Source organism: Bradyrhizobium brasilense, from assembly GCF_029714345.1.
GTDB classification, from domain to species: domain Bacteria; phylum Pseudomonadota; class Alphaproteobacteria; order Rhizobiales; family Xanthobacteraceae; genus Bradyrhizobium; species Bradyrhizobium australafricanum.
The window spans coordinates 7,976,115-7,998,925 of sequence record NZ_CP121669.1; the positions used below are offsets into that span (position 1 = coordinate 7,976,115).

A 22,811-nucleotide genomic window follows, 5' to 3' on the forward strand; every position below is an offset into this window, starting at 1 on the left:
GCCTCACGCCTCCGGCTCGAAGATCGTCACCTGAACCGGCGTCGGAAAGAATCCGTTGCAGGGGTTGTTGATCTGCGGACAGTTCGAGATCAGGCACAGCACGTCCATCTCGGCGACCAGCTCGATGGCGTCGCCCGGCTTGGAGACGCCATCGACCACGGTGAAATTGCCGGCGGGATCGATTGGCACGTTCATGAAGAAGTTGAGATTCGGCACGATGTCGCGCTTCGACATGCCGTATTTCGCGGCCTCGATCACGAAATTCTCGCGGCAGGCGTGCTGGTAGCGGGTCTGGTGCCCGAACCGCACGGTGTTGCTCTCGCACGAGCAGGCGCCCGCCGAGGTGTCGTGCAGGCCGCAGCTGTCGGCCGTCACACGCAGCATCACGCGGCCTTCGTTGGACATGATCCTGGTGCCGAGCCCGACATAGGCCGAGCCCTGCGCGCGCAGCGTATCCTGGCCGCTGTAGCGCTCGCCGAAATCACCGGCGCAATAGAACAGCGTATCGACCGCCTGCTGGCCATGGCTATCGGTGATCCGCAGCGTCTGCCCCTTGCGGATGATCGCCGACCACGGCTTGCGCGCGGGAATTTCGACATCGAGGACGATGCGGCCGGCGGTGCGAACAGATTGCATGGTCATCGCACGGCTCCTTCCAGGGCTTCGCCGAGATACAGCGCATTGTTCTGATAGGCGCGGACCGCTTCCGCGGTCGCGGTCCGGCACAGATCGTCGGCCGCCGGCGCGGCCGCGCGATAGCGCACGATCTCGACGCTCGCCTGCGGAAAGGTTTTGGCGGGATCGAGCGGATGCGGGCAGTTCGACAGCGCGATCAGAAGGCCCATCTCCGCGCGCAGATCGACGAAATCGCCCTTCTGCCGCCGCTGCTCCGACCAGACAAACTTGCCGTCGGCGTCGATCGCGACCGGTGCGAAGAAGCTGACGCAGGGATGGACGTCGCGGCGATCAAGGCCAAGCTTGGCCGCGGCGAGAATGAAATTGTCACGTGTGTTGCGGAAATTGCCTTCGCCGTATCTGGCCAGGTTGGTCGCCGCGGTCGAGCCGCCGACCACGGCATCATGTGCGGCGCTGCTGTCCTCGGTGATCCCAAGCAGCGCGCGCCCCATGTCGGACAGCAGCACCCGCCCCTTCTGCAACCGCGCCGCCCACTGCACCTTGATGGTGTCGGCGTGGTTGAGCCGCTCGGTTGTGTCGGCACTGTTCCAGGCGAGTAGGCTGACGGCCGACGTGCCCGACGTGTTGACGATGCGCAGGGTGTCGCCGCGGTTCAGCCGCGTGGTCCAGTACCAGCCGGATGGGATCGTCTCGCGGTGAATGACCGTGTCGGCATCGATCGGCGCGGCGTCGCGCGCGGTCGGCGCCGGCAGCGCCCGCGGCGCGTGCTCCTGCCCCGCCGCCTTCAGTTCGTTATATCGCCGGGTATGCGCCGCGATCTCGGCCTTTTGTTCCTCTGACAGGATCATGGTTGCTCCTTCAAGACGAGAGCGCCGGGCCGTCCCGGCTGATGCTCCTTGCCTGACCGGGTCGTCCCGGTCGGAGCTGGTTGAACTGACGTCCGCAACTCCGCACTGCGGCGCGGGAAGATCTCGAGGTCGCGCGACACCGTGGCGCCGTAGCGGTCGCGCTCCTCGGGCCGGTTGCGCTGCCGCTCCAGCGCGATCACGCGCGTCGCGAGTCCGAAGGCTTCGCTGAGGTCATGCGTCACCATCACGACGGTGAGATGGGTCTCGTTCCAGAGCCGCTTCATCAGAAGGTGAATATCGGCGCGGATTCCGGGATCGAGCGCGCCGAACGGCTCGTCGAGCAGCAGGATCTTCGGGCCGCGCATGATCGCTTGCGCCAGCGCGAGCCGCTGCTGCATGCCGCCCGACAAAGCGGACGGATATTTACTCTCCTGGCCGGCGAGCCCGACCTCGGTGAGCAGCTTCATCGCTTCGTCGGCGGCAGCGCGGCGCGCGGCGCCGAACAGCCGGCCGGTGAATTTGGCGTCGCGCAGTTCGCGCCCGAGCATGACGTTCTGCAGCACTGTGAGATGCGGAAACACCGAGTAGCGCTGGAACACCACGCCGCGGTCAGCGTCCGGCTCGCCGGGCAACGGCTTGCCGTCGACCAGGATCTGGCCGCGGGTCGGCTGCTCCTCGCCGAGCAGCATACGCAGCAGCGTGGTCTTGCCGCAGCCGGACGGGCCGACCAGCGCAATGAAGGCGCGCGGCTCGACCTCCATCGTGATGCGCTCGAGCACGATGTGGTCGCCATATTCCTTCCAGACGTCGTCGAAGCGGATCGCGCTCATTCCGCCCTCACTGAGGCAAACCACGGAAACAACCTTCGCTGCATGACGCGCAGGCCGACATCGATCAGGAACGCCAGCAGCGTGATCCAGGCGACGTAGGGGATGATGACGTCCATCGCGAGATAGCGGCGCACCAGGAAGATCCGGTAGCCGAGCCCGGAATCGGAGGCGATCGCCTCCGCCGCGATCAGGAACAACCACGCCGGCCCGAGCTGCAGGCGCAGCACGTCGATCAGCCGCGGCAGGGTTTGCGGCATCGCGACGCGCAGCGCGATCTGCCAGGTCGAGGCGCCGAGCGTCTGCGCCTTGACGATCTGCTCGCGTGGCAACTCCTGCACCTTCATGGCGAGGTCGCGGATCATGCAGGGCAGCGTCCCGATCACGATCAGCGCGATCTTGGAATTCTCACCCAATCCCATCACGATGAACAGGATCGGGAGCAATGCCAGTGGCGGCACCATCGAGGTGACGGACACGAACGGCCCGAGCAGAGCATTGGCGCCCGGCAACAGCCCGATCACGATCCCGAGCACGAGCGCCGCCACCGTCGAGATCGCCAGCGCCGAGCCGAGCCGCCCCAGGCTGGCGACGGTGTCGGAGGCCATCAGATAGCCGCCGGTGCGCGGGTCGACCTCGAACGCCATCTGCTTGACGGCCTGCACCATGCTCGGCAGCGCCGGCAGCAGCTTGTCGTTCGGGTTCTGCGCGAGCCGCGCGCTGGAGCCGGCGAAGTAGGCGATTGCGACCAATACGAACGGCAGCGCGAGCAGATAGAACCGCGTCTGCCGTCCCGGCCGTATGTTCACAAGTCGCATGGTCAGCTCCTGCTTGGGGCGACGCGCTGCGCGTCCGAGCTTGGCGTCAGAGCTTGCCCTTGGCGGCCTCGTCCATGTAGGTCGGGTCGAAGCGCAGCTTGACGTTCGACTTGTCGCCGAGCACCGACTTGTCGGCGAGCTCGATGCCGACCGCGTCGGCCGACTTCGCGCCCTTGCCGAGCAGGTCCTTCTCGAACAGGAACTTGCGCACCCGATCCATGGTCACGCCGATGGTCTGGCTGCGCGTGAAGGCTTCGGCGTCGGTTGCCTTGTCGAACAGTTTTGTGGTCGAGAGCTGGCTGTCGAAGCCGGCGAGGTCGGTGCCGGAGGCCTTGGCCATCGCCTCCTTGGCGGCCTTCGCCGCGGCATCGTTCGCCGTCATTTTGGACAGCGTCTCGTACCAGATTCCGACCAGCGCCTTGGCAAAATCCGGATTGTCCTTGGCGACTGCGGTGTTCACCACCATCAGGTCCATGATCTCGCCGGGGATCTGCGAGGAATCGAACACCTTCTTCGCGTCGGGCGAGCCGAGGATTTCCGTCACGATCGGATTCCAGGTCACCACCGCGCTGACGTCAGGCGTCTTGTAGGCGGCCGCGATATCGGCGTCGGAGGTGTTGATGACCTTGACGTCCTTCTCGCTCAGCTTGCTGGTCTCGAGCGCGCGCGCCAGCAGATAATGCGACACCGAGAACTCGACCAGGTTGACGGTCTGGCCCTTGATCGCGGCGAGGTCGGTCTTGTTCTTCAGGATCACCGCGTCGTTGCCGTTGGAGAAATCGCCCATCACGACCGCGGTGGTGTCGACGCCGCCGGCTGCCGGAATCGAGAGTGCGTCCATGTTGGTGATGGTGACGGCGTCATAGCCGCCGGCGGTGTACTGGTTGATCGATTCAACGTAGTCGTTGAACTGCTTGACCTCGATCGCGATGCCGTATTTGTCGGCCCATTTCTTGACGATGCCGGTGTCGGCCGCATAGCCCCACGGCATCCACCCGACATAGATCGACCAGGCGACCTTGAAGCTTTTCTTCGGCGCGGCGTCGGCCGCAGGCGCAGCCGCCAGCACGACCGCGCAGCCGATGACAACAGAGCGAAGGAAGAAAACGAATTTGTTCATTGCCGATCCCTCTTGCGAAATTTCACAAAAAGGGACTGGCGAAAAGACCATCGCTCCGCCAATCCCTTGGCTGACGAGGTCTCCCGGGCTTTTATCCCGCCGTGCACCTGCGGGGATGTCTCCCCCGCAAGCGGCTGCTCTCGGACCAGCACCTTGCTTCGCAAGATCGGAACCCTAGCGGCCAACTCGATGCCATTGATGCACGAGGCGTGCCAGCGGGCCGGCAATTGAATCTCATGAGATTTTTCCGCGCGCGCGGCGCGGCCGCGATGGTGCCTTGCTCAAAGATTACGCAGACCTGCTCAGAATTGGTTCTGTCCTTTCGCGACCGGCATCAGCAGGATCGCACGATGGTTGATGTCGAGGGGAGTTCGATGCGCAAGCTTCTGAGTGTTCTGTGCGCCGGCCTCTGGCGCGGATTGCACGGCCGGTTCGGCCTGGTGCCGAATTCCGAACTAAAAGACTGATCGCAAAATCGCAAAAAAGAGCCCCGCTCTGCAGCGGGGCTCCTGCACAGAGATCCTATTTCCGATCGGAGTTTTGCGCCGGCGTCTGCGGGCTCTGGCCTGAGCCTGACGACGGTGGATTGTTGTTCTGGTTGGGCTGGCTCGACTGCGTGTCCCGGCCGGCGTTTGACTGATTGCCGCTGCCCTGACCGACGGTCGACTGGTTCTGGTTCTGCGGTGCAGCCTGGCCCGTCGTATTCTGCTGCGGGGCCTGCTGCTGAGCGGACGGCTGATTTCCGCTCTGGCCGGTTGTCGACTGGTTCTGCGGCGAGTTCGCCTGACCCGTGGTCTGCCCGGTCGTGTTCTGCTGGGCAGGCTGCTGAGCGCCGGTCTGGCCGGTCGATTGGTTCTGCGGCGCGTTGTTGGTCTGACCGGTCGTCTGTCCAGTCGTGTTCTGCTGGGTGCGGCTCTGGCCGACCGTCGACGATGCGCCCGCGCCCTGACCGATTCTGTCGGACAGGCCGAGTGCGGTCACCGTGCGCGTGTCGACGCTGCCGCTGGTCGTGATGCCCTCCTGACGCTGGAAGGTGATCAGCGCCTCGCGGGTCCGCGATCCCAATACACCGTCAGCCTCGCCGACCAGCAGGCCGCGGTCGATCAGCACCTGCTGCACCTCGCGGATCTGCTGCGGGTTCAGGTCCATCATCGCAACGCTAGCGCCACCACCGCCGCCGCCGCGATGGCTGAAGCGTGTCCGCGGTCCGACCGGGACCACGTCGACGACGCGGCGCTCGCGATCGAGGAACACGACTTCATCCTCGACGACGAAGAAGCTGTCGTCGCGATAATACGGGAACGCATCGATCAGCGCCGGGAAGGTTGCGACCGACACCGCGTTGAACCTCCGCGGCACCACCACGCCCGGATTGACCGCGAAGTTGATCGTACTGACATTGACGCGCGGTGCGTTACGCGCCGACAGCACCGAGCGCTGGATCGTGCTCTGCTGCTGCGCGGTCACGGTGCGCCCAGCCTCGGTCTGGACCGTGGCGTTCGACTGCGCCTGGGTCTGAGCGGTTGTCCCGGTTTGTCCCTGGGCCTGACCGGTGGTCTGTCCGGAGTTCATCCGGTTTTGCGTCGTGCCGGACTGCGGAGCGGCCGCGCCCGTGGTCTGGCCGGCTCGCGTATTCGGGGCCGCCGTTGTGCCCTGGCCGGTGGTCGTGTTGGCGCCCTTTGCCTGGCCCGTGGTCGTGCTCTGGCCGGTCGTCGTGCCCGCCTTGCCTTGAGTCTTGCCTTGAGCCTTGTCCTGAGCCGTCCCCTGACCGGTCGTGGTGCCCTGGCTGGGGTTCGCGGTGTTGGCGCGATTCTCCTGCTGCTGGCTTTGCCGCGTCGTGGCGCTGCCGCGTTCGCGGGATTCAGATCGCCCCATCTGCTCGCGCTGGTTTCGGCTCTGGCCGACGGTCTGCTCTTGCTTGCTCTGGTCTTGCTTGCTCTGGCTGCGCTGACCCTGCTCGGCGCGGCCGCTCTCGCGGGCCTGGCCGGTGGTCTGGCTGCGCTCGGCCGCACCGCGGCCCATCTGTCCTTCAGCCCTGCCGCTCTCTCGTGCGCCCTGGCTTTCTCGTGCGCCACCCTGGCCGCGACCGGCCGTCATGCCTTCGCTTCGCCCTTCGCTTCGCGATGCCCCGGGACTGCCATGCATTGCGCCGCCGGAACTGCCGGCCGGCGAGCCTGCGGAGCGGCCGTGTTCGCTACCGCCACCGCCCGCGCCGACGCTTCCGCCACCACCCATGCCGCCCCCGCCACCGCCGCCGCCCTCGCGCATGCCCTGCGCCGAAGCGAGACTGACGCCGGCCAACAGCACGGCCGTCGTCAGCAGAAATTTGCTCTTCATCATCTTGCTCTGCATTACCGATTCCTCCTGCAGTTTAGCGGCTGGCCGGATTGCGAAGCTGGCGCCAAATGGCTGGCGCGCTCCACGCCGTGGCCGCGTTCCAACAAAGCCGGCGAGCGACACGACGCAGCGGCGCGCGCGACTCACCGGTGAACCTGCCTTGTGAGGAAACAGCGTCGCCGCCCGCACCGTTCCTAGACGCCGGCGCGACGCGACATTTCGCACCAACGGAACTGCCGAGCGATCAACCTGCAGGAACCGATGGCCGCGCTTTCCCGTTTTGAAATGAAGCGTGGGTTCGCCGTCACGTCGATGGTCAGCGCGTTCACGCGGATCGTCATCCGCTGCGACCGGCGGAGGATCGGAACCGGTTCCGTTCGCCCTTGAACATTTGATTCACCGTCAACGGCGGCACCACTGCGCCCACCTCGCCGCCAGGCTTGTTGCAGGCCCAGGTTCATTGCAGGCGCGCGGCCATTCGCAACCAATGCCCCCCTGCCCCGTTGACCGGCTGGGCAACTATCATCGAGGAGGATCCCATGAGGAAGACAGGCCTTGTTCTTGCAACCGTCGGTGCGCTTGGGGTGAGCGCCATCGCAGCCCCGGCGCCCGCCGAAGCACGGTGGGGACACGGCGGGTGGGGTGCCGCGCTCGCAGGCGGATTGATTGCCGGCGCAGTCGTCGGCGGCCTCGCCTCGTCAGCCTATGGCTATCCCGGCTATTCCTATGGTTACGGCTACCCCGGCTACGGCTATTCGCCCGCCTATTACGGGTACGGCAGCTACGCCTATGACGACGGCTATTACGCTGCGCCGTATCGTTGGGGCGGCGGTTACACCACGACATATTATAGCGGATACCGGCCGGCCTATTACGGCTATCGCTATCGCCACGTGGTGCGGCCGGCATACGCCTACTATCGCGGCGGCTATCCGCGCTGGCATCATCGCTGGCGTCATTGGTGAGATCGGCCAGACCGACGCGGCGCGGCCAGCCGAGCTGACCGGCGCCGGCAAGGGTCGACCGGGTTGAGCGGCAGCGTTACCCGGCGACCCGCAGCGCGGTCACCGCGACGCAGGCGTTGCCTAACGGAATCAGCACCACCAGCGCGCCGTTCGGCAGCGCCATCGTCGCGAGATCACCGAGCGTGCCGGTCTGTCCGTTGAGCTTGGCGAGTTCGGCGGCAACCGTCGAACAGTTCTCCGTCCGCGGCGTCACCCGCACCAGATTGCCTTCGCAGGACGATCCAACCGGCGCGGCAAACACGATGCCGGCGGCCTGCTGATTGGCGGCGGGGGTGGCTTGGCTGGCCTGGTTAGGTGCGAGCGCGACCAGCGACTGCACCGAATGCGAATTGCCGGCCTTGGCGTCCCACTGCGACTGCGCGGTGTAGTTGGAGTTCATCGCGAGGCCGCGGCCGAGCGTCCCGAACAGATTCGCGCAGGTCACGATGTTGCCCTGCCGCGCGTGCTCGTCGAACACGGTCGGTTGCTGGCCCGCCTGCTGCGGCGGAACGGATGCCGCGGCAGACGGCGGCGTCGGCGCTTCCTGCGGACGCTGCTTGTGCGGCTGCGGCTTCGCGGCGGCGGCGGGCTTTTTGGCCGGCGCGGGCGTCGCCGGCTGCAGCGGCATCGGCTGCGACTGGGCCGGCTGCATCTGCTGGGCATAGCCCACGACGCCGGCCGCACTGAGCGCCGCCACGACGACCGCCGTGAAGATCAGGATGGGGGTCTTCAGTCGCATCGGCGTATTCATCCTCTCGTCCCGCACTTCGATGCGTCGCTCCGGCTTCCGGATCCGCATGCAGCCTGTTGTCTCATTTCAGCTTCGCCAGCACACCGGACAGTCCGTCCAGCGGCGCCTCCAGCACGATCGGCCCTTGCGGCAGCTGATAGGACACGCGGCACGGCGTCGCCGCGCGGATGTGCCGCCTCAGCACGTTGCCGATCGCGACCGTGGCGAAGCAGAAACTGGCATCGCAGCGATCGGTCTGCGCGACGATGCGGTCCGCACTGTCGCCCAGCGCGAGCTCGATCTGCGCGCCGACCCCGGCGGCCGCGGGAATCCGCATCGCCATCAGCGGTTTGCCGTCGGCGGTCGCGATCAGCGACCAGTTGAAGGCGACCGCGCCCTGCGCGTTGACGATCGATTGCGTGACGTTGCAGACGCGGCGCTTCGATTTGAGACTCTCGTCGCAAATCAAGGTCCAGTTCTTGAACGGCTGGATCATCCGTCTGAACTCGCCGAGCGTCTCGCCCTCCGGCACCACGACGTCGGACGGCTTCACAGCGTAGGCGGCAGGCGGCGCGCCCTGCGCGGCGGCGCTGGCCGCCGCCCCGAGCCAGATCATTAAAGCCAGACACGCCAGCCGCCTCGTCGACGTCAGCGTCAATTGAGCGTCAGGCTCACACCGGCGCTGACGCCCCAGTCGCCGCCGGCGGTGGTTGCCGCCGCGTTGGTGCGCAGCTTGCCGTTCTCGCTGGTGTAGCCGATGCCGAAGGCGAGCGCGCCCTGGCTGCGCCAGACGCCGCCGCCCGCCGAGGCGCTCACCTTGCCGGGCCGGTCGTCATAGCGCAGCGATGCGGCGGCCATGCCGATCGCGGCCGCCCGCCAGGCGTCCTGCCGCACCTCGCCGATCTGGCCGTTGAGCTGCTGGAACGCGCTGTTGAGCTGATTGACGTTGACCGCATCGGTGCCGAGGACGCCGGGCGCCACGTTGCTGATGGTCACTGGCGCGCCGTTGCCGCTGTTCAGCGTCAGCTTGTTGGTGGTGTTGCCGGAACCGTCGGTGTCGTAGCGGATCGAGCTCGACGCAACCGCCTGGAGCTGGCTGACATTGACCGCATCGGTCGCCGCCGAGCCCGCGGCAACGTTGGTGACGCGGCGTTCGGCGCCGGACGAGCCGACCGACACTTCGCCGGTCGCAACCCCTGCGACACTCTTGCCGACCACAGGCGTATAGGCCGCGTCGCTCAGATTGGCCGTGGTGGTCGCGTTGGCGCCGAGCGCCAGCGAGTTGGCCGCCGTCGCCTTGGCGCCGGCGCCGATCGCGACCGAATTGTCGGCCGATGCGGCCGAGCCGTTGCCCATCGAGATCGCATTGGCGCCGCTCGCGACCGACTGCGGTCCGATCGCGACGCTCTCCGCGCCGGTCGCGATGGAATCCGCCGCGGTCGAATTGGCGTGGAAATATTTCACGCCGCCACCGCCGGTCGAGATGTTGCTCACCGTGGTGTAGAGAGCGGCGAGCGAGGTGTTGGTGGCCCAGAGCTGCGAGCCATTGATCGCGTCGGTCGAGGTCGAATTGATCTGGCCCGCGGCCACGTTGGTGATGGTGCGCTCCGCACCGGCGCTGCCGACACTGACGGTCGAGGTCGGCGTCGTGCCGGCGAAGTTGTAGGTGGTGCCGCCGATCGAGGTGCTCGAAGTCGCGACCACAGTGGAGGTGGTCGAATTGGCGCCGAGCGCGACGTCGCCGGCCTGCGCCGTCGCCTTGGCGTTCGGACCGAGCGCAACGCTGGTCGGGTTGGTGGTCTGGGATCCGGCGCCGATCGACACCGACTGGATGCCGCTGGCCTGCGCATTGGTGCCGAACGCGATCGAATCGGCGAAGTTGGACACCGAATTCTGGCCGATCGCGATGCCGCCGGGCGCGGTCTGCGCCACGATTGCGCCAAAGCCCATGCCGATGCCGTTGTCGCCATTGACAATGGTCTGCGGTCCGACCGCCACCGAGTTGTTGCCGACCGCGAGCGAGTCGGCGAGCGTCGAGTTGGCGTGGAAGTATTTCGTCGTCGTGGTCGCGAACGACGTCAGCGCACCGGTCAACTGGCGCACGGTGACGGCGTCGCTGTCCTGGGTGCCGTCGGCCACATTGGTGATCTGCCGGTAGCTCGTCGCATTGCCGACCGACACCGCGCCGAGCAGCGCAAGATCGGTGGTGTTGTAGGGGATGATGGTGCCGCCGATCGTGCCGGACGCCGGCGCGAGCGCGCGGTTGGAAATCGACCCCGAGCCGAGCGCAACGCCATCCACGACCGAGGCCTGGGTGTTGAAGCCGAGCGCGGTGGCATTCGCCGCCGTCGCCGAGGCGGCAACGCCGGCCGCCATCGAGTTGGTCCCGGTCGCGCCGTTGTTGTTGTAGTTGGCCTGCTGGGTGCCGCCGTCGTTGACGCCGTAATAATGCGTCAAGCCATTGCTGACGACGGTCGACAGGCTGTCGATCGCCGAGGTGGCGGCGAACAGCTGTGAGCCGTTGATCGCGTCGGTCGAGCCGTTGCTGACCCGTCCCGCCGCGACGTTGGTGATGGTGCGCTCATTGCCGACCGAGCCGACGCTGACCGTCGAGGTCGGGGTGGTGCCGGCGAAGCTGTAGGTGTTGCCGCCGATGACGATGCTGGCGGTTTGAACCGCCGCGCTGGTCTGGCTGCCCGAGCCGAGCGCGATATCGTTGGCGTTTGCGGCGTTGGCGCCGTTGCCGATCGACACCGAGCCGGTGCCGGTCGCGGTCGACACCGGTCCGATCGCAACCGAATTCGTCCCCGCGGCGGAGGAATCGGCCAGCGTCGAGTTGGCGTGGAAATACTTGATGCCGCCGCCGGTGTTGATGTTGTTGACGGTGGTGGCGAGGCCATCGACCGCCTGGTTGGTGGCCCAGAGCTGCGAGCCGTTGATCGCATCGGTCGAAGCATTGCTGAGCCGTCCCGCGGCCACGTTGGTGATGGTGCGCTCGGCGCCGAGCGCGCCGACGCTGACGGTCGAGGTCGCCGTGGTACCCGCGAAGCTGTAGGTGGTGCCGTTGATCACCGTGTTCGGCGTGTTGACAGCGGCAGCGGTGACGCTGCCCGAGCCGAGCGCGACATCGCCGGAGCTTGCCGCCGCCGTGGCGCCGTTGCCCAGCGCGATATTGCCGGCAAGACCGGCGGCGCCGGCGGTCGAGCCGTTGCCGAGCGCCACGGAGCCCTGCCCGATCGCCTTGTTGTTGTTGCCGATCGCGACCGCGCCGTTGGCCTGGTTGGCGGCCGTGGCGCTGGCCGTGCCGTCACTGTTGGCGATGTTGTTGGCGCCGCCGGTGAAGGCGCCGGTGCCGCTGGCATAGCTGGGATCGCCGATCGCCACGGCGCCATCGCCATAGGCCACGTTGTTCGCACCGATGGAAACCGCCTGGCCGCCGGTTGCGGTCGCGCTGGTGCCGATGGCGACCGCGTTGGCTGAATCCGCAGTAGCGGCGGTGCCGACGGCGACTGCATTTAGGGCGAGAGCCGACGCGCCCGCTCCGAGTGCGGTCGCGCTTGGCGCTGTCGCGTTGGCCGTCACGCCAATGGCGACGGAATCATCGCCTGTAGCAACAGCCGAACGGCCCCCGGCAAACGCACGGGCGCCGCTGGCGCTAGAGCCAGCACCAACCGAAGTTGAGTACGCTCCCGCCGCGCTGGCCCCAACGCCGTTCGCGATCGAACTGATGCCGGCGGATGCCGCATTGTTGCCGATCGCGATGCCGCCCGTCGCAGCAGCATTGACGATGGCGCCCGATCCGATCGCAACCGAGCCCCCGGTACTCAGCGCCTGCGCCTGATTGCCCAAGGCAACAGCGAAATCCGCCGACGCCGCAGCGAGATTGCCGGCCGCCAGCGAGCTGGTACCTGACGCGACCGACTGGATGCCAACAGCGGCGGCGTTGCCGCCGCTCGCATTGGCAAGGTACCCCAGGGATGCGCTGCCGACCCCTGAGGCCTTCGCCCCGTTACCAATCGCGGTGGCCTGATTGGCCGACGCATTGGCCGATGTACCGAGGGCACTAGCTCCCGTCGCAGTCGCTGAAGCGCTTGGGCCGACACTGGTCGACCAAGCCCCCGTGGCGGCGGAACCGGTGCCGAACGCAACAGCCTCGAACGTGAAGCCGGCAGGCGCAGTCCCGCTGGCATTGGCATTCGTGCCGATGGCGATTGGAGACCCTCCGCCGACTCCGGCGTTTGCTTTGGCGCTGACCCCGATGGCAGTGCCCGAACCGTTTGAAGATGAGGCAGCCGAGGACAATCCAATCGCGATCGAGGCGCCACCGGAAGCGCTCGCCGTCGAGCCCAGCGCCAAGGCACCTACTCCGTTTGCTGTGGAGTTGACGCCGAAGGATGAAGATCCATCCCCGGTGGAGTGCGCGTTCCCACCTATGGCGAGGGCATTGGTGCCGGTCGCGTTCGCAAACACACCCATACCGATCGCATTCAGGCCGTTCACAGAGTTGGAATAGCCCACGATGATCGAACCATCGCCGGTTGCGCTGTTCGAATCGCCGATCGCCACAGAGTTTTGGCCATTCGCATTGGTATTGGCGCCAATGGCGGTTGCGGTGGCGCCGGCAGCATGGGCGCCGCAACCAATGGCGGTGCTGCCTGCGGTTGCAGCGGTGGGATTGGTGCAGTTGGCGGGATTGCTCAAAACCCCGTTGCCGATGGCAACCTGCGCAAACGCCGTCTGTGGGGCCACGATCGCAGCTATCGCCAGCATCGCGCCGACCGCCCCACCGGCACCGAGCGAGCCGAGCCCGAGCCGATCGCGCTTCACCCCGAGCGTCCGATGCGCCTCGCGCAGCACGGCCAATAGCCGGCGCCGCAACGAACTGCTGCCCGCATCGCCCGATGCGACCCAGCTCCGGACGAAGCCTGCGCGGCCCTGACGCTTCAGCGATCTTGTTGAGTTGTGTCCGACAACCATGGTGCGCCCCTTTCGCGACATCTTGAAAAGACGCCGGAGGCGACGCGCCATGGACCGGGCCGACGCGCGGGCCCGCCGGCCGCACACGCGAGAAAACAACGATGATCGTACGCACGATCATCGTCCCGTCCTGGCCAACGATGTGTCGAATTCAACGAGCGCATCTTGCCACCCAGCGCTCGCTCGACTGCCCCATCAATGTGCCCCGAGTCGTCATGTTGCAAAATGATAGACACAATTTTGCCAGCGTCACTCAGCAGGTCGTCCAAATAACACGCAGATCGTCTCACAAGTTGAAGGATTTGCTCGATGCACCATGAGTTGTTTGCACGTATCTCAACCGGTGGTTGATCGACGGCGCATGCGTTCGCGCATCTCGCGCGGGCTGACGCCGAATTCGCGGCGGAAGGCGCGAGTGAAATCGGACGCCAGCTTGAAGCCGTGGCGATAGGCGATCTCCTGCACCTGCCTGTCGGCGGACGAGACGAGTTCTGCATGTGCCGCGCGCAGCCGCTTGCGCAGGATGTAGCCGGCAACGCCCCCGACGCTCTCGAATGCACGGTAGAGGGCAGAACGCGAGATCCGCAATTGCTGCGCGATGCGGTCCGGCGTCAGGTCGAAGTCGGCGAGATGCGACTCTATATAAAGACGCGCCCGCTCGAACAGCACCGACTCGATCGCGCCGCGTGCCTGCTCCAGCCGATCCGAGGAGAGCTGGATGCACGCGGCGATCATCTGCGCGGTCGCCCGCCCCGCCTGCCTCAACTCCTCCGCGGACATCAGGGTGATGCGCGTTTCGAGTCGGTCGAGATAATCGGCCAACAATTCGATCAGGTTGCCTTCGAGTAGAATATTGCAGACAGCGTCGAGCTGATCGGCCACACTGGCGAACGACTGGCGCGGCAAGCCCAGCACCAGGCCGTCATAGTCCGTGATGCTGCCGCGGAAATCCTCATCGAGCGAGATCAGGAACATGGCGCCCGGCCCGGCGTGAATCCGCCGCTCTGCGGTCTCGAAGCGGGCTTCGCCGGAGCGCACCCGGTACAACCACCAGATATCGACGGGCGCGCCATGCGACGGTCTGATGACGCGGGCGAATGATTGCGCGGCGAATCGCCCCGACGTGAAGACGACATCGGCCATGTTGCAGGTCAGGTACTCCACCAGGAACCCGTGCGCAGGGCTATGACCTTCCGGTGGCGTAACGTCGACCAGCGAAGCCATCCGCGTTTTCCAGACCTCGAACTGCTCCGAGGGCGGATAGTGTCGTGTCGAGAACAGCCGCGGCGGCGCGGGGGTTAGATCCCTGATGTTCCGCGGCTCGCGCGGCAAGGGAACGTGTTCCAGGAGCTGCGCTGCGTGTGCCGGCGTCTTGTCGTCTTCTTGCATGAACTTTCGTGCCCCGTTGGCGCGAACGACGAACGTTGGCTCAACGGAGGCGCATTCCCAAGGTTGCGTCGCCGGCCGCGCACATACCGGCGAATTTCGGGGAAGACAAGGAAGAGGCATTTCGGGATTCGGACATCGACGGCTTACGCCGGCCGCTCCCGATAGGGTTGACGCAGGTTCCTTTGGCAGTCGTGCTCGCACATGGCGTTCATCATTGTCGCGTCATTGCCGTATCCGGCTCGGATGCTCCGTCACGAGCCAGCTTGACTGATCTAGAGAACAATCTGCGCGAGAACCAGAGGGGCGGCAACGCGCGTCGTGCAGAAATCCAAAATTGCGTTCATGCGATGCGATCGGGCAACGCATCATCGCAGAGTCTTCGGAAAATTTTCTCGATCTCCGCGCCTGGACGAAACGCATGTCGCTGCAAAGGCGCGACCTAAGCACGGTAGATGACATATCGAGAATCCCACGCATGATCGCATTGCGAGCGCTCTTGCCCAATCATGCGGCAACCCACCGCGTGCGACGTGAATGCATCCGTACGAATCGAACACGCGCGAGGCGTACATGCGTGCGCACGCTGCGGCATTCACATATGAGCGTCGAGATGACGAAAGTCACAAGTGCCCGTCGAATTTTTTCGGCGAGCACAGCGCGCTGGGCAAGCGACGCGCCGCAGGCGGCTCGCGCCGTCCCGCGAGATCATGCCGGGCGCAACGCGAGAGAAAACCCTGCCGGCGTTGCTCAAGCCTGCACGCGCGCGGACTTCCTGTACTGCGCGGTTTCGGCGCGCAGCAGATCGCAGAATTGAAGTGCGAGACGGCTTCGCGGCCGCTGCGAAGGAAGCAGCAACATGGTGGCGATCTCCAGCCGTGGCACGAACGGCTTGAGTACAATTTTGGAGCTTGCAAAATCCCGGGCCACGATCGGGTCGACGATCGAGAAACCCAGCCCCTGCGCAACCAGGGCACAACGCTGCATGCTGTACTGGATCTCCGCGACCGTCTTGATCTCGACCTTGGCCTCATCGAGGACGCGCTCAAAGCGGGATCGATGCGGTGCGCTCGGGGAAGCTGCGATCATGGGCTCTCCCCGCAGATCTTGCGCTGCGATCGATCGCTTCGAGCGTAACCGGTGCTGGCGGGGCAGGACGCAGACCGCCTCCGTTGTCATGAGGAGCTCGTCGTCGACCGCGGCAAACCCCGCCTGCGGCCGCGCCAGCCCGACGTCGCATTGTCCCGAGGCCACCAGACTCCAGACGCGCTCGGGGCTGTGGACGGCCACCGATACGACGATGTCGGGATTCTTCTTCAGGAAGCTGCTGACGATCTGCGGCATCAACGAATAGGTGAACGCCGGAAGACATGCGATCCTGAGCGTCCCGCTGCCACGCTCGCGAATGCCGCGCGCAGCGCGCGCCAGATATTCGAGGCCGGCCTGGTTTCTCTCGACCTCGTGCAGGAATATCTCGCCTTCCGGCGTCAGCGTGACGCCGCCTCGCCCGCGTTCGAACAACGCAAAGCCGATCTCGCGCTCGAGACGTGCGATCGCGCGGCTGATGAAAGGCTGTCCCACCCGAAGGCTCAAGGCGGCCTTGGTGATTCCGTTGTGGCGCACGACCTCTCGAAACAGGTCAACATGTCTTGGATTCAGGGGCATGACCAATTTGCATATGAACTGGCGTTCCGGTCATTTGACGGCATGCGCATCGGGTGCGTCAATACGGCATGTACCCGTCGAGCAACCATGCAACCTTCGCCACCGACCGCATCCTGTTGACCAGGATCACCGGCCCGGAGTCTTCGCGCGCACAGCAGCTTCGCGAGGCAGCGATGCTGCGGCGGCTCGATCGCGGCACATCGGACCGGCCGAATGCCGCACGCCTGGCGGCGGCACGGGACCAGGTCGACACCGCGGCCGCGTTCGCAATCGAGGCCGCGGGATCGGGAGACCTGCTCGGCGTGTCCGGGTTCGGCGCGATCGACCGGCACGAGAAGCGGGCTACGTTCGCTCCAATCTGGAGCATCGGACGACTGGACGAGGCCGTGCTCGTCAGTCACGTTGCGCATCTGATGACGCGGTATGCGTTCGAAGTGCTCATGGTCGAGCGGGCCGAGGTGCATCTGGACTGGCGCCTGAGGCACATGCTTGATCTCTACGCCGACCTCGGTTTCCGCCGCGAAGGCAGGCTTCGCGCATATTTCGCGGCCGATGAAGAGCCGTCCGCCGATGCTGCGGTCCTCAGCGTGGTTCGCTCCGAATGGCCCTCCGTTGTGCGTCGGCAGCGCGGGGTTCTCGCCGGCGAAACCTGGCGCTACCGGCTTCCATCCGACCGCCCTCCATAGCGGCAGCCAAGCTCGGATAAAACGATGTCACGAGAATGCGGGCTCAACGGTCGAGCCACACACTCGGTGTCGTCCCTGCGAAAGCAGGGCCGAGGTGTGGGAAAGAGCCGCGACGGCTTCCCTGCGCCGTCTGTTCGAGAGACGGGCGGAACGAGATTCAAAGCTCGGACAAATCATGTCGCGAGAATGCGGATGTGTGACTCACCGGCCGCGCAATACATGCGGTGTCGGCCCTGCGAAAGCAGGGACCCATAACCGCCGACGTCACTTGGCTTGCAGCGCTGGGCGCCACAGCTTGCTTCAACAACACAGCCCTGTGGTTATGGGTCCCTGCTTTCGTGTTTGGTCCCTGCAGATTGGTTGGATGGAATCGGTGTAGAACGAGGCGTGGCCTTTGTTAGGGAGCGCCTCGTGTCATGGAACTGAACTTGCACGCGAACGCCACGACGACGCCGAAGACACGTGCCTACATCCAGCGCAGCCGGAAGTCGGTCGCTCAGTTGGCGGCCGAACTGGGGGTCAGCGAGACCACGATTTATCGCTGGCGCAGCCGCACGACGGTCGAAGACCGCTCGCACCGGCCGAAGAACCTCACGACCAGCCTCTCCGCGGTTGAAGAAAGGGCCGTTTGTGAACTGCGGACGTCGCTCCAATTGCCGCTGGACGACATCGTTGAGGTGATGCGGCGATGCATCAACGCCAAGCTGTCCCGTAGTGCCATTCACCGCTGCCTGCAGCGCAATGGCATCAGCCGGCTTGCCAAACCTGACAAGCCCAAAGCCGGCGTCTTCGAGAATGCCAGTATCGGCTTCATCCATATCGACGTGAAGTATCTGCCGGCACTGCAGCGCCGCACCAGCTATGCCTTTGTCGCCATCGACCGAGCCACCCGCTACGTCTTTGTCGAGGTCCATTCCAAGCGGGACGGAGCGACCGCGACCGGTTTCCTTAAGCGCTTCCTGGCTGATTTTCCGCACCAGGTTCACACTATCCTCACCGACAACGGTGCCGAGTTCACCGACCGCTTCGCCGTCGACAAGAAGAACAAGCCGCCCGGGAAGCCTTCCGGCGACCACCCCTTTGATCAACTCTGCCGACAGTGCGGCATCCAGCATCGCCTGACCAAGCCCTACCATCCGCAGACCAACGGACTCGTCGAACGTTTCAACCGGCGCATCGCCGAAGCCATTGGCCGCGAAACAAAGCGTGGCAGCGCCCGGCGGACCTTCATCGATCACGCCGATCGAGACACCTTCATCGCCAAATTCGTCCACGACTACAATCGAACCAGGCTCAAATGCCTCCGCTACCAGGCCCCAATGCGGGCCCTCGCCAATCATACGGGACCAAACACGAACGCAGGGACGACTCGTGGAAAGAGCCGCGCGCTCTCACTCTCCTTGGTGTCATGCCCGTGCATGGGGGCATCCACTATGCCGCGGCTTCTCGGTTCAAGCACCGGCGTCTCTGGAATACCGGACCACCCGCCTTCGCGAGTGATGACATCGAGAACTTGGAGCGATGGATTGCTTCGTCGCTTCGCTTCTCGGGTCGAGAGATTTATGGAGGTATCAAGAAACGGCTTGCCGAGCCGAAGCTCGCGGCCACAAGCCCGCCTCCGCCCGTTGGGCTTCGGCGCGGCATCCTTCTCTCGCTGCGCGAGCGAAGGATGGTGGGTGCGACAGGGATCGAACCTGTGACCCCTACCATGTCAAGGTAGTGCTCTCCCGCTGAGCTACGCACCCAAAGCGTATTTGGATCGGGTCCCTATAACGGACGGCGGCGGGGCAGGCAAGGATACAAAGTGAAGGTTTTTTGGCGAATCAGGCCGCCAGCAACTTGTTCACTTCGCTGACCAATTCCCTGAGGTGCACGGGCTTGGCCAGCACCTTGGCGTTTTTCGGCGCCTCCGAATCGGAATTGAGGGCCACCGCGGCAAAGCCGGTGATGAACATGATCTTGATATCGGGATCGAGTTCCGAGGCACGGCGCGCCAGCTCGATGCCGTCCATCTCGGGCATCACGATGTCGGTGAGCAGCATTTCGAACGGCTCCTCGCGCAGCCGCTGGTAGGCCGACATGCCGTTGTCGTGCGGCGAGACCTTGAAACCCGCGTTTTCGAGCGCCTTGACCAGGAAGCGGCGCATATCGGTGTCGTCTTCGGCGAGAAGTATTTTCGGCATGGCAGGAATCGTCGAATCCGGCTTGAGGAGCAGTCCGAACAGTAAGCCCGACAGACGGTAAATTTCGGGTGAAATTTGCGTCAAGCCAGCGGCAAATGCGCGCCACCCATTTGTGGACCGAACCGGACATCGAATCAACCGGGTGCCGCATTTGCTGCTTTTAAGACGCGTTCCAGCTGAAACCACACTCTTTTCACTTGGCAGAATGATCGCGATTACCGACAATGCGTGCCCATAAATCTCCGCTTTTCCGGCAGACTCAGTTGCTGCGGGGCGAGGCGGACGCAAGGGACGGCGCCAAGGGAATGACCGAATTTGCTGGCGAGTTGTCGCCCCCGTTCGAGATCGTTGAGCCGCAGGCCTGGCGCGCGCCGATCATCTTCAATTCCCCGCATTCGGGCTCGGTCTATCCGGCCGAATTCCTCGACGCGTCGCGAATCGACGTAGTGTCGCTGCGGCGCTCCGAAGACTCTTTCATGGACGAGCTGATCGCGGGCCTCAGCGATCGCGGCTTTCCGATCGTGCGGGTCAACTTCCCGCGCTCCTATGTCGACGTGAACCGCGAGCCCTACGAGCTCGACCCGCGCATGTTCACCGGGCGGCTGCCGAGCTTTGCCAATACGCGTTCGATGCGGGTGGCCGGCGGCCTCGGCACCATCCCGCGCGTGGTCGGCGACGGCCAGGAGATCTATCGCGAGCGGCTCGACGTCGACGAGGCGCTGCGCCGGATCGAGGTGCTCTACAAGCCCTATCACCGCGCGCTGCGCCGGCTGATCAACAAGGCGCACCAGGCGTTCGGCGCCGTGATCGTGGTCGACTGCCATTCGATGCCGTCGGTCGGCGTGTCGCGCGACGAGCCGCGCCGGCCCGACGTCGTGATCGGCGACCGCTACGGCACGAGTTGCGCGGCGCTATTGCCCGACCTCGTCGAGGAGATCATGAGCTCACTCGGCTATTCCATCGGCCGCAACAAGCCCTATGCCGGCGGCTTCATCACCGAGCATTACGGCAATCCGGCGAGCGGCCTGCACACCGTGCAGATCGAGCTCAACCGCGCGGTCTATATGGATGAGCGCCGCCGCGAGCGCGGCCCGCGCTTCGCGCAGGTGGCCGCCGACTTTGCTACCCTGGCGGATGCGCTGGCGAAAATCCCGTTCGGCGATCTCGGCCCGTTCCAGGCGGCAGCGGAGTAATCAATCCTTCGTCGGGCACTGCGATCCCGACGAAGTCATGAACCAGGAATTCAAGTTGGCGGCGCGATAAGCGCCGAACTGGATTCTCAGTTCACTTGCGGAAACGACGGCCCAAGAAAAAAGGGCCGCTTGAATGAACAAGCGGCCCAAGTCTAGGGAGGAAACGCCCAAGGAGGGCAGCGATAGCGCGAGGCGCTACCGCACCGCAACAATATGCGACCGCGCTGCACAAAACGCAAGAACTTTCGAAACATTTCTTGGGTAATGTTGGAAAGTCTGGCGAAACTGCAACAGGCCAGCAGGAGCGGTTTTCCGTATGTAGGATCAATATCTTACAAGGAAAGCCTCGAGCGGTCGGCGCTTTGCGCATAGCTTGTATACCAGAATTCGCAACTTCGTGATCGAGGCCGGGACCCGGGGCGCTTTCGAATCCGAACCCAAATCGAAAGTCCGGAACCGCGTCATCGGGCTGGATAACACTCCGTTAATCGTGCGCGCCGCGCCGGATTGAGCTAGGCAAGACCGCATCCGATTTCTACCGCGTCGTTTGCGCAGTTCAGGGACATGCCGTGACGGTCATCGACTTTACCGCCTTCATCGGCCGCCTCGCGACCGCATCCGGCGAAACCATCCTGCCCTTCTTCCGCACCTCGCTCTCGGTCGACAACAAGAGCTCGAACGATTTCGATCCGGTCACCGAGGCCGACCGGGCGGCGGAAGCCGTGATGCGGCGGCTGATCAAGTCGAACTTTCCCCAGCACGGCATCGTCGGCGAGGAGTTCGGCAATGAGCGCGAGGACGCCGACTATGTCTGGGTGCTCGATCCGATCGACGGCACGAAATCCTTCATCGCCGGCTTTCCGATCTGGGGCACGCTGATCGCGCTGCTGCACAAAGGTACGCCGGTATTCGGCATGATGCACCAGCCCTATATCGGCGAGCGCTTCTCCGGCGACAACGGCTCGGCGCACTACTCCGGCCCGTCGGGCGAACGGCGGCTCTCGGTGCGGCGTTGCGCCTCGCTGAAGGAAGCGACCGTCTTCACCACGAGCCCGCTGCTGATGAATCCGGATGACCGCGCCCGCTTCGGCCGCATCGAGAACGCGGCGCGCCTGTCGCGCTATGGCGGCGACTGCTACTCCTATTGCATGCTCGCCGCCGGCCATCTCGACCTCGTGGTCGAGACCGAGCTGAAGCCCTACGACATTGCCGGCCTGATCCCGATCGTCACCGGCGCCGGTGGCGTCGTCACCACCTGGGACGGCAAGCCGGCACAAAGCGGCGGCCGGATCATCGCGGCCGGCGACCCGCGCGTGCACGAAGCGGCGATGAAGCTTTTGAACGCCTGAGTTCCCTGCCTGATTCTTGAGTTGCCGGGCGTCTGATCTGCGCCCATCCTGACCGCAACCAGAAAAGTCAGGGATGGGCGACATGACGATGCGCGGCAAGCTGCTGGCAGCCCTTCTCCTGCTTCTCGCGCCCGTTACGGCTTTCGCCCAGGATTTCCCGACCAAGCCGCTCCGGCTGATCGTGCCGTTCCCGCCCGGCGGGCCGAACGACATCATCGCACGGGTGATCGGGCAGAAGGTCTCGGAGCTCGCAAGGCAACCCGTCATCGTCGACAACCGCGCCGGCCAGGGCGGCGTGCTCGGCACCGATGCGGTCGCGAAGGCGGCGCCCGACGGCTACACGGTGGCGATCGCGAGCGCCGGCGCGCTGGCGATCAGCCCGAGCATAGAGAAGGTCGCCTACGACACGCTGAAGGATCTCGCGCCGGTGACGCTGGTCGCGACGGTGCCGGAGATGCTGGTGGTCGCCGCCAACGTGCCGGCGAAGAACATGAACGAACTGGTCGCGCTCGCCAGGGCGCAGCCGGGTAAGCTGAACTTCGCCTCCTCCGGCCCGGGCAGCCTGCCGCATCTCGCCTGCGAATTGTTCAAGCTGACGGCCAACATCGACATCGTGCACGTGCCCTATCGCGGCGCCGCGCCGGCGGTGAACGACCTGTTGGGTCAGCAGGTGCAGATGACCTTCCTCGACCTGCCGGTGATCCTGCCGCAGATCAAGGCGGGCGCGCTGCGGCCAATCGCGCTCGGTGGGCGCGAACGCGCGCCGACCGCACCCGACGTGCCGACCACCGCCGAGGCCGGCATGCCCGACCTGATCATCGAGAACTGGTACGGCATGGTCGCGCCCGCACGCACGCCGCCCGCGATCGTCGCCAGGCTGAACCAGCTCGCCACCGCGGCAATGGCCGATCCGATCGTCAAGCAGAAGCTCGCCGAGCAGGGTCTGACGCTGGCCGGCGACACGCCGGAGCATTTCCGCGACTTCATCGCCGCCGACATCAGGAAATGGGCGAAGGTGATCCAGGACGCCGGCGTGGTGACGACGAAATGAG

The 22,811-nt window shown here is 65.2% G+C and carries 20 protein-coding genes, 1 tRNA gene and 1 riboswitch; of the genes, 7 read left to right on the top strand and 14 right to left on the bottom strand.

Annotated features, from left to right (window positions below; all coding sequences use genetic code 11):
* Window positions 1-3: 3 nt before the first annotated feature.
* Genes QA635_RS36835 through QA635_RS36855 form a run of 5 tightly spaced genes read right to left on the bottom strand, consistent with a single transcriptional unit; the run spans window position 4 to window position 4,249 of the window.
* The gene (locus QA635_RS36835; RefSeq protein WP_283064751.1) at window positions 4-642 is read right to left on the bottom strand and encodes an urea amidolyase associated protein UAAP2; all 639 of its coding nucleotides are present in this window, start codon (window positions 640-642) and stop codon (window positions 4-6) included.
* The gene (locus QA635_RS36840; RefSeq protein ID WP_283064752.1) at window positions 639-1,484 is read right to left on the bottom strand and encodes an urea amidolyase associated protein UAAP1; all 846 of its coding nucleotides are present in this window, start codon (window positions 1,482-1,484) and stop codon (window positions 639-641) included. Before QA635_RS36840 ends, QA635_RS36835 begins: the two co-directional genes overlap by 4 nt.
* Entirely contained in the window at window positions 1,481-2,314 is an 834-nt protein-coding gene (locus tag QA635_RS36845) for an ABC transporter ATP-binding protein (protein ID WP_283064754.1), read from the bottom strand. Before QA635_RS36845 ends, QA635_RS36840 begins: the two co-directional genes overlap by 4 nt.
* Entirely contained in the window at window positions 2,311-3,129 is an 819-nt protein-coding gene (locus QA635_RS36850; RefSeq protein WP_028332910.1) for an ABC transporter permease, read from the bottom strand. The genes QA635_RS36845 and QA635_RS36850 overlap by 4 nt, the downstream gene beginning before the upstream one ends.
* Before the next feature lie 46 nt (window positions 3,130-3,175).
* Window positions 3,176-4,249 carry a putative urea ABC transporter substrate-binding protein gene (locus QA635_RS36855; RefSeq protein ID WP_283064756.1) on the bottom strand — a complete coding sequence of 358 codons (1,074 nt, stop codon included), beginning with the start codon at window positions 4,247-4,249 and terminating at the stop codon, window positions 3,176-3,178.
* Window positions 4,250-4,327: 78 nt separating this feature from the next.
* A riboswitch (guanidine-I (ykkC/yxkD leader) is annotated at window positions 4,328-4,438 on the bottom strand.
* A gap of 47 nt (window positions 4,439-4,485) precedes the next feature.
* On the opposite strand from QA635_RS36855, the gene QA635_RS36860 reads away from it, so the two are divergent.
* Window positions 4,486-4,716, top strand: coding sequence for a hypothetical protein (locus QA635_RS36860; RefSeq protein WP_283064757.1), 231 nt, complete (start codon window positions 4,486-4,488; stop codon window positions 4,714-4,716).
* Window positions 4,717-4,771: 55 nt separating this feature from the next.
* Here QA635_RS36860 and QA635_RS36865 read toward each other — a convergent pair whose 3' ends face one another.
* On the bottom strand, window positions 4,772-6,601 hold the full coding sequence (locus QA635_RS36865) for a peptidoglycan-binding protein (protein ID WP_283064759.1): 1,830 nt from the start codon (window positions 6,599-6,601) through the stop codon (window positions 4,772-4,774).
* Window positions 6,602-6,780: 179 nt separating this feature from the next.
* Window positions 6,781-7,047, bottom strand: a complete 267-nt coding sequence (locus tag QA635_RS36870; RefSeq protein ID WP_283064760.1) for a hypothetical protein — start codon at window positions 7,045-7,047, stop codon at window positions 6,781-6,783.
* 78 nt (window positions 7,048-7,125) lie between these two features.
* On the opposite strand from QA635_RS36870, the gene QA635_RS36875 reads away from it, so the two are divergent.
* On the top strand, window positions 7,126-7,551 hold the full coding sequence (locus tag QA635_RS36875; protein WP_283064761.1) for a hypothetical protein: 426 nt from the start codon (window positions 7,126-7,128) through the stop codon (window positions 7,549-7,551).
* A gap of 76 nt (window positions 7,552-7,627) precedes the next feature.
* On the opposite strand, the gene QA635_RS36880 is transcribed toward QA635_RS36875, so the two are convergent.
* The 5 genes from QA635_RS36880 to QA635_RS36900 form a co-directional block, all read right to left on the bottom strand.
* Entirely contained in the window at window positions 7,628-8,329 is a 702-nt protein-coding gene (locus QA635_RS36880; RefSeq protein ID WP_283064763.1) for a hypothetical protein, read from the bottom strand.
* A 73-nt stretch (window positions 8,330-8,402) separates the two neighbouring features.
* Window positions 8,403-8,936: an invasion associated locus B family protein gene (locus QA635_RS36885; RefSeq protein ID WP_283064765.1), complete on the bottom strand. Its 534-nt coding sequence runs from the start codon at window positions 8,934-8,936 to the stop codon at window positions 8,403-8,405.
* Between the two features lie 38 nt (window positions 8,937-8,974).
* Window positions 8,975-13,297, bottom strand: coding sequence for a beta strand repeat-containing protein (locus QA635_RS36890; RefSeq protein WP_283064766.1), 4,323 nt, complete (start codon window positions 13,295-13,297; stop codon window positions 8,975-8,977).
* A 336-nt stretch (window positions 13,298-13,633) separates the two neighbouring features.
* The gene (locus QA635_RS36895) at window positions 13,634-14,521 is read right to left on the bottom strand and encodes a helix-turn-helix domain-containing protein (RefSeq protein ID WP_283064768.1); all 888 of its coding nucleotides are present in this window, start codon (window positions 14,519-14,521) and stop codon (window positions 13,634-13,636) included.
* Between the two features lie 912 nt (window positions 14,522-15,433).
* Window positions 15,434-16,348, bottom strand: coding sequence for a LysR substrate-binding domain-containing protein (locus QA635_RS36900; protein WP_283064769.1), 915 nt, complete (start codon window positions 16,346-16,348; stop codon window positions 15,434-15,436).
* A 68-nt stretch (window positions 16,349-16,416) separates the two neighbouring features.
* On the opposite strand from QA635_RS36900, the gene QA635_RS36905 reads away from it, so the two are divergent.
* On the top strand, window positions 16,417-17,034 hold the full coding sequence (locus QA635_RS36905) for a GNAT family N-acetyltransferase (protein WP_283064770.1): 618 nt from the start codon (window positions 16,417-16,419) through the stop codon (window positions 17,032-17,034).
* A gap of 416 nt (window positions 17,035-17,450) precedes the next feature.
* Entirely contained in the window at window positions 17,451-18,734 is a 1,284-nt protein-coding gene (locus QA635_RS36910; protein WP_283064771.1) for an IS481 family transposase, read from the top strand.
* Here the strand turns inward: QA635_RS36910 and QA635_RS36915 are convergent.
* Both QA635_RS36915 and cpdR read right to left on the bottom strand, forming a co-directional pair.
* A tRNA-Val gene (locus QA635_RS36915) sits at window positions 18,705-18,779 on the bottom strand. The genes QA635_RS36910 and QA635_RS36915 overlap by 30 nt on opposite strands.
* Window positions 18,780-18,857: 78 nt before the next feature.
* The gene (cpdR, locus tag QA635_RS36920; RefSeq protein ID WP_016843340.1) at window positions 18,858-19,217 is read right to left on the bottom strand and encodes a cell cycle two-component system response regulator CpdR; all 360 of its coding nucleotides are present in this window, start codon (window positions 19,215-19,217) and stop codon (window positions 18,858-18,860) included.
* A gap of 305 nt (window positions 19,218-19,522) precedes the next feature.
* Here cpdR and QA635_RS36925 point away from each other — a divergent pair, with 305 nt between their 5' ends.
* The 3 genes from QA635_RS36925 to QA635_RS36935 all read left to right on the top strand — a co-directional run bounded on the left by QA635_RS36925 (window position 19,523) and on the right by QA635_RS36935 (window position 22,810).
* On the top strand, window positions 19,523-20,410 hold the full coding sequence (locus QA635_RS36925) for an N-formylglutamate amidohydrolase (protein ID WP_057016267.1): 888 nt from the start codon (window positions 19,523-19,525) through the stop codon (window positions 20,408-20,410).
* Between the two features lie 569 nt (window positions 20,411-20,979).
* Window positions 20,980-21,759, top strand: coding sequence for a histidinol-phosphatase (gene hisN / locus QA635_RS36930; RefSeq protein ID WP_038384338.1), 780 nt, complete (start codon window positions 20,980-20,982; stop codon window positions 21,757-21,759).
* An 82-nt stretch (window positions 21,760-21,841) separates the two neighbouring features.
* Window positions 21,842-22,810, top strand: coding sequence for a tripartite tricarboxylate transporter substrate binding protein (locus tag QA635_RS36935; protein WP_283072043.1), 969 nt, complete (start codon window positions 21,842-21,844; stop codon window positions 22,808-22,810).
* Window position 22,811 lies beyond the last annotated feature (1 nt).

Coding starts and splice junctions, on each gene's coding strand:
- QA635_RS36855 (WP_283064756.1), bottom strand. CDS start 4,249: ATGAACAAATTCGTTTTCTTCCTTCGCTCTGTTGTCATCGGCTGCGCG.
- QA635_RS36885 (WP_283064765.1), bottom strand. CDS start 8,936: ATGATCTGGCTCGGGGCGGCGGCCAGCGCCGCCGCGCAGGGCGCGCCG.
- QA635_RS36905 (WP_283064770.1), top strand. CDS start 16,417: ATGTACCCGTCGAGCAACCATGCAACCTTCGCCACCGACCGCATCCTG.
- QA635_RS36865 (WP_283064759.1), bottom strand. CDS start 6,601: ATGCAGAGCAAGATGATGAAGAGCAAATTTCTGCTGACGACGGCCGTG.
- QA635_RS36875 (WP_283064761.1), top strand. CDS start 7,126: ATGAGGAAGACAGGCCTTGTTCTTGCAACCGTCGGTGCGCTTGGGGTG.
- QA635_RS36860 (WP_283064757.1), top strand. CDS start 4,486: ATGAGATTTTTCCGCGCGCGCGGCGCGGCCGCGATGGTGCCTTGCTCA.
- QA635_RS36935 (WP_283072043.1), top strand. CDS start 21,842: ATGACGATGCGCGGCAAGCTGCTGGCAGCCCTTCTCCTGCTTCTCGCG.
- QA635_RS36850 (WP_028332910.1), bottom strand. CDS start 3,129: ATGCGACTTGTGAACATACGGCCGGGACGGCAGACGCGGTTCTATCTG.
- QA635_RS36870 (WP_283064760.1), bottom strand. CDS start 7,047: ATGAACCTGGGCCTGCAACAAGCCTGGCGGCGAGGTGGGCGCAGTGGT.
- QA635_RS36835 (WP_283064751.1), bottom strand. CDS start 642: ATGACCATGCAATCTGTTCGCACCGCCGGCCGCATCGTCCTCGATGTC.
- QA635_RS36900 (WP_283064769.1), bottom strand. CDS start 16,348: ATGCCCCTGAATCCAAGACATGTTGACCTGTTTCGAGAGGTCGTGCGC.
- QA635_RS36910 (WP_283064771.1), top strand. CDS start 17,451: ATGGAACTGAACTTGCACGCGAACGCCACGACGACGCCGAAGACACGT.
- QA635_RS36845 (WP_283064754.1), bottom strand. CDS start 2,314: ATGAGCGCGATCCGCTTCGACGACGTCTGGAAGGAATATGGCGACCAC.
- QA635_RS36925 (WP_057016267.1), top strand. CDS start 19,523: ATGACCGAATTTGCTGGCGAGTTGTCGCCCCCGTTCGAGATCGTTGAG.
- cpdR (WP_016843340.1), bottom strand. CDS start 19,217: ATGCCGAAAATACTTCTCGCCGAAGACGACACCGATATGCGCCGCTTC.
- QA635_RS36840 (WP_283064752.1), bottom strand. CDS start 1,484: ATGATCCTGTCAGAGGAACAAAAGGCCGAGATCGCGGCGCATACCCGG.
- QA635_RS36890 (WP_283064766.1), bottom strand. CDS start 13,297: ATGGTTGTCGGACACAACTCAACAAGATCGCTGAAGCGTCAGGGCCGC.
- QA635_RS36895 (WP_283064768.1), bottom strand. CDS start 14,521: ATGGCTTCGCTGGTCGACGTTACGCCACCGGAAGGTCATAGCCCTGCG.
- QA635_RS36880 (WP_283064763.1), bottom strand. CDS start 8,329: ATGCGACTGAAGACCCCCATCCTGATCTTCACGGCGGTCGTCGTGGCG.